This window comes from Pigmentiphaga humi (assembly GCF_900606115.1).
Lineage (GTDB): Bacteria > Pseudomonadota > Gammaproteobacteria > Burkholderiales > Burkholderiaceae_B > Pigmentiphaga > Pigmentiphaga humi.
In genome coordinates this window covers 169958-181816 of record NZ_UWPJ01000027.1, presented here as the reverse complement: position 1 = coordinate 181816, position 11859 = coordinate 169958, and the positions used below count along the sequence as shown (strand labels likewise).

Below are 11859 nucleotides of genomic sequence, written 5' to 3'. Positions count from 1 at the left end.
TAGCGCCCCCGGGCGACGGCGACGGCGGCCGCTCGCGCGGCAGGGAAGAACTCTCCCCCGCCGCCCGCACGGGCCTTCACATCAAGCCATGATTCTCGATATTCGAGAATCCGCTTTGCCTGAAGCCGACGATCTGCCTAGTATTGCATCGTCAATCCAACCAGGGGATTCCACCCAGGCACAGGCGGCCGTACATTGGCGGCCGTGCGCATTGTCCCCTAATCAAGGGAAGACCATGACCAACAGCAATCCCGTCGATTTCAGCCAGGCTCCGGGCGTCGTTCTGTACCATGGACTGGCCTCGACCTGCTCCAAGAAGGTCCGCATCGCACTGATGGAAAAAGGCGTGGACTTCACCAGCCGCCTGATGGATCTGCAAGCCTTCGAGCACCTGGATCCCCGCTACATCGCCATTCATCCGGGCGGCGTCGTCCCGGCCCTCGTCTACGACGGCCACCCCGTGATCGAAAGCAGTGTCATCGTCGAGTTCATCGACGAGCAATTTCCCGGGCTTCCCCTGTCTCCCGAAGACCCGCTGGCACGCGCGCGCATGCGGGTAATGAAGCGATTCGCCGACACGGTCGCCTACGATTCGGTATACATGCTGACGTGGATGCGCCTGAGCGCGCCGGCCGCGCGGCGTCTGTCGAGCGAGGCGCTCGCCGAGGTGCTGGCCAAAGTGCCCACGGGCGAACGCCGGGAGCGCTGGGCGACCGTGGCTACCGAGGGATTTACCGACGCCCAGATCAACAAGGCGGCGGACGACATGCGGACCACGCTGAAAACGGTGGACGAATGGGCCGCCGAAGGTGGCGAGTGGCTGTTGCCGGAGCAGTACTCGCTGGCGGACCTGTCGCTGGTGCCGTTCGTGCAGCGCATCTTCAACCTGGCTCCCGAGCTTGCGCAGCACTCGGCCTATCCGGCGTTGTCCGCCTGGTATGCCCGGATGCTCGATCGCCCCGCGGTCAAACGCGCCCTGTTCTTTACCGAAGACCCCAGGGCGTCGGAACTTCCGAACATTTGAAACCGCGCCGGCCGCTCCAGGCGCGCCGCAGCCGGCCCCCGCGCGTTATTTCTTCGGTTCCTGCTGGTCCAGTTGCCGCAGGAATTCGAGTTTCTGCGCGATCTTGGCCTCGAGGCCGCGGTCAGTAGGCCGGTAGAAGTTCGCCCGCAGCCCGTCCGGAAAATAGTCGACGCCCGCCGCATAGGCATGCGGCTCGTCATGGGCGTAGCGATATTGCTTGCCATGCCCCAATTGCTTCATGAGCTTGGTGGGCGCATTGCGCAGATGGATAGGCACCGGCGCGCTGCCGTTGTCGGCGGCGAAGCGGCGCGCCGCGTTGTAGGCGGCGTAGACGGCATTGGACTTGGCTGCGCAGGCCAGATAGACCACGGCCTGGGCCAGGGCCAGTTCGCCTTCGGGCGAGCCCAGCCGCTCGTAGACGTCGGCGCCGGCCGTGGCGATGTCGAGCGCGCGCGGGTCGGCCAGGCCGATGTCTTCGACCGCCATCCGGATGATGCGGCGCGAGAGATAGCGCGGGTCGGCGCCGCCGTCGAGCATGCGGCAGAACCAGTACAGCGAGGCATCGGGATCGGAGCCGCGCACCGATTTGTGCAGCGCGCTGATCTGGTCGTAGAAGGCGTCGCCGCCTTTGTCGAAGCGGCGCAGGTTCTGCGACAGCGCGGTTTCGAGCCAGGCCGCGTCGACCTGGGTGCGCCCTGCTCCGCGCGCGGAGTCGGCCACGACTTCCACCGCATTGATGACGCGCCGCGCGTCGCCGTCGGCCCAGGCCGCGAGCTGCGCCTGCGAGGCCTCGTCGAATTCGATGTCGCCCAACGTGGCGATGGCCTTGGCGATCAACTGCCGCAGTTCTTCAGCGCTCAACGACTGCAATACGTAGACGCGGGCGCGCGACAGCAACGCCGAGTTGACTTCGAACGAGGGATTCTCGGTAGTGGCGCCGATGAAGGTGAACAGCCCGCTTTCCACGTAGGGGAGGAAGGCGTCCTGCTGGGCCTTGTTGAAGCGGTGGACCTCATCGACGAACAGGATGGTGCGGCGGCCCTTCTGCTGGGCGGCCTGCGCCGCCACGACCGCGTCGCGGATGTCCTTGACGCCGCCCAGCACGGCCGACATGGCGATGAACTGGGCATCGAAGGAGTTGGCCATCAGGCGCGCCAGCGTGGTCTTGCCCACGCCCGGCGGCCCCCAGAAGATCATGGAATGCGGCCGGCCCGACTGGAACGCCACGCGCAGCGGCTTGCCCGGGCCCAGCAGGTGGCTCTGCCCGACGACCTCGTCCAGCGTGCGCGGCCGCAGCCGCTCGGCCAGCGGCGCGGCGGGATCGGGCGCCTTGGCGGCGGCAGCGGGTTCGTCGGGAAAAAGATCGGACATGGCGAGTCGGCAACGAGAACGGCGTCAGGGCCTGGCCGCCGGGCTGGCGCCGCCCATGCGGACCACGTCCACGCCGGCCGGCGCGGTGAAGCGGAAGCTGTCGGCGGGCAGCTGCGGATTGCGGGCGACGCCGTTGAAGGTGATCGCGGTGGTCTGGCCAAAGGCGTCGAGCAATTCCAGGCGGGCCGGCAGGCCGTCCTTGAACGCGATGTCCACGCGCGAAAACCCGGCCTCGGGCGTCTTGGGCGTGGCGCGCAGCCATTGCAGGCCGTCGCGGTCGGGTTGCTCGGCCACGTCGAAGGACTGCTCCAGCGAGCCCGAGCCGAACAGGATCTGCGCCGGCGAGGCGCCGATGGCCTCGCCCACTTCGCGCACCGTGACCTGGCTCAGGTCGGGATCGTACTGAAACAGTTGCTTGCCGTCCGAGACAATCAGTTGTTCGTAGGGCTTAGCGACGGCCCAGCGGAACCGGCCGGGACGCTGGAACGAGAACGTTCCGGCCTGGACCGGCGCCGCCTGCCCGGCCTGGCTGCCGGAACCGCGGGTGACCTGCGAGAAACTGCCGCTGGCTGCCTGCGTGCCGTTCACGAAGGCGTGCAACTGGTCGATGGCGCCGGCCAGCGCCGGCAGGGGCAATGCCAGCACGGCGGCCAGGCCGGCGCCGGCGCCGGCCCGCGCCAGCAGCGCGGCGGTCTTGGAAATGAAAGTCATGGAGGATATCTCCCTAGCGCAGTACGGCGGGACGCAAACCTATTCGCCCTGGCTGGCGGGCACCAGGATGTCGCGGTTGCCGTTGGACTGCATGGCGGACACCATACCCGAACGCTCCATCTGCTCGAGTAAGCGGGCGGCACGGTTGTAACCGATGCGCAAGTGGCGCTGCACCAGCGAAATCGAGGCGCGGCGGTGCTTGAGCACGACTTCGCAGGCCTGGTCGTACATGGGGTCGGATTCGCTGTCGCCCATGCCGGTGACGCTGCTCAGTCCGTCGCCGGTTTCGCCTTCGATGGCGCCGTCGAGGATGCCCTCTTCGTAATTGGGTTCGCCCTGGGACTTGAGCTGCTCGACGACGCGGTGCACTTCGTCGTCGGTGACGAAGGCGCCGTGCACCCGGGTGGGCAGCCCCGACCCCGGCGGCATGTAGAGCATGTCGCCCTGCCCCAGCAGCGCCTCGGCGCCCATCTGGTCGAGGATGGTGCGCGAATCGACCTTGGACGACACCTGGAACGAAATCCGCGTCGGGATGTTGGCCTTGATCAGGCCGGTGATCACGTCCACGCTGGGCCGCTGGGTCGCCAGGATCAGGTGGATGCCGGCCGCCCGCGCCTTCTGCGCCAGGCGGGCGATCAGTTCCTCGATCTTCTTGCCGACCACCATCATCAGGTCGGCCAGCTCATCGATGACCACCACCAGCATGGGCAGGGGCTGCAGCGGCTCGGGCGACTCCGGCGTCAGCGAGAAGGGATTGGGAATGGGTTGCTCGCGCTTGATGGCGTCGTGGATCTTGGCGTTGTAGCCGGCCAGGTTGCGCACCCCCAGCTTGCTCATCAGACGGTAGCGCTTGTCCATTTCCACCACGCACCAGTTGAGGGCGTTGGCGGCCTGGCGCATGTCGGTGACGACCGGCGCGAGCAAATGGGGAATGCCTTCGTAGACGCTCATTTCGAGCATCTTGGGGTCGATCAGGATCAGCCGGGTCTGGCTGGCGTCGGCCTTGTACAGCAGCGACAGGATCATCGCGTTGATCCCGACCGACTTGCCCGAGCCGGTCGTGCCGGCCACCAGCAGATGGGGCATCTTGGCCAGGTCGGCGACCACCGGCTTGCCGGCGATGTCCTTGCCCAGCGCCATGGTCAGCACGGACGAACTGCCGTGGTAGGTCTGCGAACCGAGGATTTCGGAGAGCTTGACGGTCTGGCGGCGCGTATTGGGCAGTTCCAGCCCCATCAGGTTCTTGCCCGGGATGGTCTCGACCACGCGGATGCTGACCAGGCTGAGCGCGCGGGCCAGATCCTTGGCCAGGTTGACGATCTGGCTGCCCTTGACGCCCACCGCCGGCTCGATTTCGTAGCGGGTGATGACCGGACCGGCCTGGGCCGTCACCACCGACACCTGCACGCCGAAATCCGCCAGCTTCTTCTCGATCAGGCGCGAAGTGAATTCCAGGGTCTCGGGGGACACGGTTTCCTGCGCGGGCGGCGGGGGATCGAGCAGGCTCAGGGCCGGCAACTGGCCGTCGCCCATCTCGGCGAACAAGGTCTGCTGCTTTTCCTTCTCGACGCGCTCGGACTTGGGCACGACGGTTACGGCGGGTTCGATGCGCACGGGCTGCTCGTGCACCAGTTTTTCCTGCTTGGCGACCACGACCTCGGCGCGCGCCTGCACCGCGACTTCGCCCACGCGGCGGTCTTCGCGCGCCTGCCAGGCGTTGCGCACGCTGCGCACGCTCCATTCCAGCCAGGAGCCGACCTTCTCGGCCACCACCAGCCAGGAGAATCCGAAGAACAGGCTCGCGCCGATCGAGAACAGCACCAGCAGCAGCAGCGTGCCGCCGGTATAGCCGAAGCTGGACGCGGCGTGGCGGGCGATGGTCTCGCCTATCATCCCGCCGCTGCCGTGCGGCAGGGCGTCGCCCAGCGAGCGCAGGCGCAAGGCCTCCAGGCCGACCGAGCCGATCAGCAGCGCGACGAAACCCACGCCCTGTTCCCAGTGCACGCGCTGGTTGGCGTCGGTGTCGGCATGGCCGCGCAGGAACTGGTTGGCCAGGCGCAGGTAGCTCGCGTAGACGCGCTGCAGCAGCAGGATCACCAGCCACCAGGCCGAGGCGCCGATGAGGAACAGGATCAAATCGGCCAGCCAGGCGCCGAAACGGCCGCCGCTGTTGTAGACGTGGTCGGTCTGGACGGCATGCGACCAGCCCGGGTCGCCGGAATGGTAGGTAGCCAGCACCAGCGTGAGGTAGACGGCCAGCGCGGCGAATAGAATCCACCGGGCCTCGCGGAACAGGCGCGACAAACGGCCGGGCAAGGCGGGAGAAGCGCTGCCGGCATTCGGGGAGTTGCGGGTATTTCCTGCAGTAGCGGTACGTGCCATGTCCTGATTATAAGTGGGCGTCGCCCGCGCCAAGCATTCCCACGCTATCGCGATGATAGAAAAACTCAAGCACAGTGCAACAAGGCGAAACCTATAATGGGAAGCTGCCAGCCGCGGAGGGGGAGGCCTATCCTGAGCGGGCGCGGATTCACATGGGCGTCGGCGCGATCCCCTATGATGAGGGGTACGCTTCGGCGCTTGCGCCACTGAATATGTTGAAACTATGAGCCAAGACAAACATGCGAAAGTCCTGATCCTCGGATCGGGCCCGGCCGGCTATACCGCCGCCGTCTATGCCTCCCGCGCCAATCTGTCGCCCATGCTGGTCACCGGCGTGGAACAGGGCGGCCAGCTCATGACGACCACCGAGGTGGACAACTGGCCCGCCGACGCCAACGGCGTCCAGGGGCCGGAGCTGATGCAGCGCTTCCAGCAGCACGCCGAGCGCTTCAATACCGACATCGTGTTCGATCACATCCACACCGCGCACCTGGGCCAGCGTCCCTTCAAGCTGGAAGGCGACTCGGGCACCTATACCTGCGATGCGCTGATCATCGCCACGGGCGCCTCGGCCAAGTACCTGGGTCTGCCCTCCGAAGAAGCCTTCAAGGGCCGCGGCGTGTCGGGCTGCGCCACCTGCGACGGCTTTTTCTACAAGAACCAGGACGTGGCCGTGGTCGGCGGCGGCAATACCGCGGTCGAGGAAGCCTTGTACCTGGCCAACATCTGCCGCACCGTCACGCTGATCCACCGCCGCGACAAGTTCCGCGCCGAGCCCATCATGGTCGACAAGCTGCACGAGAAAGTCGCCGAAGGCCGCATCGTCCTGAAACTGTTCAGCCAGCTGCAGGAAGTCCTGGGCGACGATTCCGGCGTAGTGGGCGCGCGCCTGCTCGACAACCAGACCGGCGCGACCGAGGACATCGCCGTGACGGGCGTGTTCATCGCCATCGGCCACCAGCCCAACACCGGAATTTTCAAGGGCCAGGTGGAGATGAAGGACGACTACATCATCACCCGCAGCGGCTTGAACGGCCTCGCGACGATGACGTCCGTGCCGGGCGTGTTCGCGGCCGGCGACGTGCAGGACCACGTCTATCGCCAGGCGATCACCAGCGCCGGCACCGGCTGCATGGCCGCCCTCGACGCCCAACGCTGGCTGGACGGCGAAATGGTCTGAACGCCTATTTGTTGCAACGGCGATGAGCGGCAAACCCGTGCGAACCGGACTGGCCGGCCTCAAGGCGCTGCAGCGCGAATTGCAGGAACGCCGCGCGGCCGCAGAGGCCGCCGAGCGCGAAGCCAGGCGGCGCGCCGCCGAGGCGCGGCGGGCTGCGGCCGAATTTCGTTCGCTGGTGGGCGAAGTCGTGCAGCTCAAGCCCGATGGCCGCGTCGATCCGGCGCCGGCCTCCCCGCCTCCCCTGCCCTACAAGCGCTGGGAAGACGACTCGGAAGTCCTGCGCGAGTCGGTCTCGGACGAGTACGGCGCGGACTGGCTGATCGAGACCGACGATACGCTGTCCTACCGGCGCTCCGGGCTCGGGCAGGACGTCGTGCGCAAACTGCGGCGCGGCCAGTGGACGGTCCAGTCCCAGCTCGACCTGCACGGCTATCGGGTAGAGGAAGCGCGCGAGGCGCTTGGCGAGTTCCTGCGGGCCTGCGTCAAGCAGGAAATGCGCTGCGTGCGCATCATCCACGGCAAGGGCCTGGGCTCCAAGAACCGCACCCCGATCCTGAAAGAGAAAGTCCGCCGCTGGCTGGTCCAGAAGGAGGAAGTCCTCGCCTTCGTCGAGGCCCGCCCTACCGATGGCGGCGCCGGAGTCGTACTGGTGCTGCTGCATCACGCCGCCCGGCCGGCCTGAAGCCCATACTCAGGCGGGGCGGGCCGGCCCTTCGGGCGAGAAATGCGCGGGCGTATCGGTGCGCCGCTTCTGCCGCCATTCCATGACCGTCTTGAGCACCAGCGTCAGCATGGCCATGCACGCCAGCAGCGCCGCGGCCGTGAAGGCGGCGGCCGTCTTGTAGTCGTTGTTGAGCTGCTCGACCAGCAGCGGCAGCGTCAGGGTCTGGTTCATGATGGTGCCGGACACCACCGACACTGCGCCGAACTCGCCCACCGCGCGGGCATTGGTGATGACGATGCCGTACAGCAGGGCCCACTTGATATTGGGCAGCGTCACGCGCCAGAAGATCTGCCAGCCCGACGCGCCGAGCGAGAGCGCGGCGATTTCCTCGTCCTGGCCCTGGGCCTGCATGAGCGGGATCAGGATGCGGGCGACGTAGGGCGAGGTCACGAACACCGTCACCATGAGGATGCCTGGCCAGGCGAACATGAGCTGGATGTCGTGCCCGTACAGCCAATTGCCGAGCGTGCTCTCCAGGCCGTAGACCACGAGATAGCACAGGCCCGCCACCACGGGCGAAGTCGCATACGGGATGTCGACCAGCGTGGTCAGCAGGCGCCGCCCGAAGAAATCGTAGCGCGTCACGCACCAGGCCAGCAGGATGCCGAACACCAGGTTGATGGGTACGGTCGCCAGCGTCGTGATCAGGGTCAGCCAGATCGCATGCTTCATGAAATCTTCGTTCAGGTTCTGCACGACCAGGCCCCAGCCTCCCGCGAGCGCCTGCGAGAAGATCAATGCCAGCGGCACGACCAGCAGCAGTACGGCAAACACGATGCCGAGGACGATCAGCAGCCACTGGTGGGCTTGGGTGGGTCGTTTGATAGCCATGGCGCAACCGGGATCAAGTACGGCGCAGCAGGCGTCCCTGGACGACCTGCAGCAGGAAAAGCAGCAATAGCGAAGCGATCAGCACGACGGAGGCGATCGCCGCCGCGGCCGGATAGTTAAACTCCTGCAGCCGGACGAAGATCATCAGCGAGGTGATCTCGGTCTGGAACGGGATGTTGCCGGCGATCATGATCACCGCGCCGAACTCGCCCAGGCTGCGGATGAACGCCTGCGAAGAACCCGCGATCATCGCCGGCACCAGGCTGGGCAGCAGCACGCGCCAGAAGGTCTGCCAGCGGGTGGCGCCCAGCGTGGAGGCGGCTTCCTCGAATTCAGGCTCGAGGTCCTCCAGCACCGGCTGCAGCGAACGCACGATGAAAGGCAGGCTGGTGAAGATCATCGCCACCACCAGGCCGGGATAGGCGTAGGAGATCTTGATGCCCAGCGGCTCGAACCAGCGGCCCAGCCAGCCCGTGGGCACGAACAGCGCCGACAGCGTGATGCCCGCGACCGCGGTGGGCAGCGCGAAAGGCAGGTCCACCAGCGCATCGATCAGCCGGCGGCCGGGAAATTCGTAGCGCGACACGATCCAGGCCAGCACAAAGCCGATGGCCGTGACGATCACGGTCGAATAGACCGCTCCCGATACGGTGACCTTGTAGCTCTGCACCACGCGCGGATCGGTAATGGCCTGCCAGTACTCCGCCCAGGTCATGTCGCTGACGTACAGCAGCAGCGCCGAAAGCGGCAGCAGGATGACCAGGCTGAGATACAGCACCGAAAAGCCGAAGCTGGGCACGAAACCGGGCAGGACTGGCGGACGGCGGAAGAAGCGGAGTGAATTCACGGCATGGAAAGCGGACCGGCTGGCGCCAGCCGCGAAAGTTCTCGGCATCAAGCCCTGTTGTGCGAAACGCGATCACCCCACCGGAATGACCGCGCCTTGATCGGAGACGAATTGTACGGCACCCGCACGCCAACCAAGGGAGCGACCTGGCCCCGCCAGAAGTACCGCCCCCCTGAAAGGGCCCCTCCCTTAACCCAGGGCACAGCGGATCTGGCTCCGCCAGTCCGCCAGTGCCGCCCCCCTGGGGGGGCGCGCGTAAGCGCGTAGGGGGGGTTACCTCTTCGCGAGCAGTTGATCCAGCACGCCGTTGGCGTTGAAGTGCGTCTTGGTGATGTCGTCCCACGAACCCAGCACCTTGGTCGGATCGATCAGGCGGATCTTGGGATAGCGGTCGGCCATCACCTTGGCGACGTCGGGATGGTGGACGCGGTAGTTGAACGTGGTCAGCAGCAGCTGGATTTCACGGCTGTATTGGTAGTTCAGGTACTCGGTGGCGACCTCGCGGGTGCCTTTCTCGTCCACGACCTTGTCCACCACGGCGACGGGGAACTCGGCCAGCACCGAGACGGGCGGCACGACCACTTCGTAGCCGCCGGCCTTGAATTCGTCGCTCTTGGCGATGTTGATCACTTCCGATTCGAAGGTCAGCAGCGCGTCGCCCTGGTTGTTCTGGGCGAATGCCACCGTGGCGCCGCGGCCACCGGTCGGGAAGTTCACCACGTTGTGCAGCAGCTTGCCGACGAACGGCCGGATCTGCGCGTCGTCGCCCTTGAACTTCTCGTTGGCGAACAGCCAGGCGCCCAGATAGGTGTAGCGCGCGTTGCCCGAGGTCTTGGGATTCGGGAACACCAGCTTCACATCGTCGCGGACCAGGTCGTCCCAGGTCTTGATGTTCTTCGGATTGCCCTTGCGCACCAGGAAAGCGATGGTGCTGTAGTACGGCGAACTGTTGTTCGGGAAGGCCTTTTGCCAATCCTTGCGCAGCAGCCCGCGCTGGGCCAGGATATCGACGTCCGGGACCTGGTTGAAGGTCACCACGTCGACCTTCTTGCCCTGGATGATGTCCTGCGCCTGGCGCGAGGTGCCGGCAAACGACTGGTCGATCTTCAGATCCTTGCCGGTCTTGTTCTTCCAGTGCTCCTGGAATTTGGGATTGACGGCGGCGAACACTTCGCGGGCGACGTCGTACGAGGCGTTCAGCAGCGGCTTGTCCTGCGCCTGCGCCGTCCCCGTCACCGTGGCGAGCACCGCGACCGACGTGGCCGCGAGGGCAATGAATTTCTTGAACATGAAACGGCGTCCTTTACATTGGGCTGTGGATGCGAGGACGTAAACGTAACAAATCCGCATATGAGGACAAACCATATATTAATCATTTCTTTATTTCTTATTGAAATAAAGAACGACCAGCCCCCGCCTTGCCGGGGAATACCTTCGCGGCGCCGCTAGACCGGACTGAGATATTTGGCCCGCGGCCGCATCGTGAACCCCGCCAGCCGCTGCTCGATCGCGTGCGCCGCCCAGCCGGCGCTGCGGCCTATCATCCAGATCGCGGAAGCCGCCCCCCTGGGCAGGCCCAGCGCCATCGACAAGCCCACCAGCCCCACATCTATGCGCGGATGCAGCTCGGCAGCCCCGGCCGCGGCGCGGGGCAGGTCGGGCAGCGCGGCGCCCTTCCCGCCGGCGGCCAGCGACGACGCCAATTCGATCAGGTAGCGTGCGCGCGGATCTCCCTTGGGATAGGAAACGGGATTGAAACCCGGGACCTGGCGCCCGGTGGATACGTAGGAAGAAATCAGGTTCTGCATGTCCTGCGGGCTCCGGACGCCGCGCAGCAGATCTTCGGCGCGGTCGCATCCGCTGCCGAAACGGATGCCGGAATGGGTGACGATGGCGGCCTGCAGGCAGGCGCCCAGGTCGGCGCCCGCCGAGGCGGCGACACGGGCCGCGAAGGTGGCCGGCGACAGCTCGTGATCGGCGCACACGACCAGCGCGGCGTTGATGGCCGGCGCGCCGGCATCGGCGGCCGTGCCGGCCAGCAGGCCGCGCGCCAGCATCTGGGCGATGGATAGCGCCCCCTCGGGCCGCAGCACCCGCTTGCGCGGGCCCAGCAGCCCCGCCGCGCACGCGTACAGGCTGATGAGCCGGGCGGCGTCGGCGGCGGTCGTGCCGCGTTCGAAATCGGGCTTGCCCGACATGGACATCGCCAGCACGGACGTGGCCAGCGACATCAGGCGCGCGCCGTTCAGCGCCTCGCTGTGCCGTGCGGACTGTTCGAGGCTGTCCAGCACGCCCGGCGGGGGCGGCGCTACCTCCCAGGCCAGCAGGTCGGGCACGTCGACCCCCGTCCACAGCAGCTCGGCCACCGATTCGAAACTGCGCCCGGACTGGGCCAGCGCGATGGCGGGCCGGCCCCGGTAGCGCGGCCCGGCGTCGGACAAATCGGTGATCGAGGTCGTCAGCACGGGCTGGCCCCAGCGCACCGCCGATTCGACCGTTTCGGGAATGCCGGCCCGCCCGCCCATGCGGGTGGCCGCGCGTTCGACGTCCTCGCGGAAATACAGCCGGGCGCGGGTGCCGGGCTGGGTGACGGAACGGATCAGCCCCCGGCTCACGTAGGAATACAGGGAGGGAATCTTGACGCCCAGCAGGCGGGCCGCTTCCCGGGCGGTCAGGTACTCGGAACGGGGCGTGGGCTCGCTCACTGCCATCTTTTCATGGATTAAATAATCAATCTTGATCGAGTATAGATTCGATCTTTACACTGGGTAAAGGCAGCGGGCCGCCGG

Annotated in this window: 10 protein-coding genes; 3 read left to right on the top strand and 7 right to left on the bottom strand. The window is 66.5% G+C overall.

The annotated features are described in order from the left end of the window. The first annotated feature begins 235 nt into the window (after window positions 1–235). Window positions 236–1024, top strand: a complete 789-nt coding sequence (locus PIGHUM_RS18495; RefSeq protein ID WP_160142349.1) for a glutathione S-transferase family protein — start codon at window positions 236–238, stop codon at window positions 1022–1024. Between the two features lie 45 nt (window positions 1025–1069). On the opposite strand, the gene PIGHUM_RS18490 is transcribed toward PIGHUM_RS18495, so the two are convergent. Genes PIGHUM_RS18490 through PIGHUM_RS18480 form a run of 3 tightly spaced genes read right to left on the bottom strand, consistent with a single transcriptional unit; the run spans window position 1070 to window position 5488 of the window. After that, complete coding sequence (locus PIGHUM_RS18490; RefSeq protein WP_124081190.1) at window positions 1070–2395, bottom strand: replication-associated recombination protein A; 1326 nt, start codon at window positions 2393–2395, stop codon at window positions 1070–1072. 24 nt (window positions 2396–2419) lie between these two features. Then, window positions 2420–3106 (bottom strand): outer membrane lipoprotein chaperone LolA, encoded by a 687-nt coding sequence (gene lolA, locus PIGHUM_RS18485; protein WP_124081189.1) that lies wholly within the window; start codon window positions 3104–3106, stop codon window positions 2420–2422. A gap of 39 nt (window positions 3107–3145) precedes the next feature. Then, the gene (locus PIGHUM_RS18480; protein ID WP_124081188.1) at window positions 3146–5488 is read right to left on the bottom strand and encodes a DNA translocase FtsK; all 2343 of its coding nucleotides are present in this window, start codon (window positions 5486–5488) and stop codon (window positions 3146–3148) included. 223 nt (window positions 5489–5711) lie between these two features. Between PIGHUM_RS18480 and trxB the strand changes: the two genes are divergently transcribed. Together trxB and PIGHUM_RS18470 are read left to right on the top strand one after the other, a co-directional pair. Further along, the gene (gene trxB, locus PIGHUM_RS18475; RefSeq protein ID WP_124081187.1) at window positions 5712–6668 is read left to right on the top strand and encodes a thioredoxin-disulfide reductase; all 957 of its coding nucleotides are present in this window, start codon (window positions 5712–5714) and stop codon (window positions 6666–6668) included. A 22-nt stretch (window positions 6669–6690) separates the two neighbouring features. After that, the gene (locus tag PIGHUM_RS18470) at window positions 6691–7350 is read left to right on the top strand and encodes a Smr/MutS family protein (RefSeq protein ID WP_124081186.1); all 660 of its coding nucleotides are present in this window, start codon (window positions 6691–6693) and stop codon (window positions 7348–7350) included. Window positions 7351–7359: 9 nt separating this feature from the next. Here the strand turns inward: PIGHUM_RS18470 and cysW are convergent, their stop codons facing one another. The 4 genes from cysW to PIGHUM_RS18450 form a co-directional block, all read right to left on the bottom strand. Continuing rightward, window positions 7360–8223, bottom strand: coding sequence for a sulfate ABC transporter permease subunit CysW (gene cysW / locus PIGHUM_RS18465; protein WP_222929278.1), 864 nt, complete (start codon window positions 8221–8223; stop codon window positions 7360–7362). Window positions 8224–8236: 13 nt separating this feature from the next. Further along, window positions 8237–9070 carry a sulfate ABC transporter permease subunit CysT gene (gene cysT, locus PIGHUM_RS18460; protein WP_246013314.1) on the bottom strand — a complete coding sequence of 278 codons (834 nt, stop codon included), beginning with the start codon at window positions 9068–9070 and terminating at the stop codon, window positions 8237–8239. A 273-nt stretch (window positions 9071–9343) separates the two neighbouring features. Then, window positions 9344–10360, bottom strand: a complete 1017-nt coding sequence (cysP, locus tag PIGHUM_RS18455; RefSeq protein ID WP_124081184.1) for a thiosulfate ABC transporter substrate-binding protein CysP — start codon at window positions 10358–10360, stop codon at window positions 9344–9346. 155 nt (window positions 10361–10515) lie between these two features. Continuing rightward, on the bottom strand, window positions 10516–11775 hold the full coding sequence (locus PIGHUM_RS18450) for a citrate synthase (RefSeq protein ID WP_160142348.1): 1260 nt from the start codon (window positions 11773–11775) through the stop codon (window positions 10516–10518). Window positions 11776–11859 lie beyond the last annotated feature (84 nt).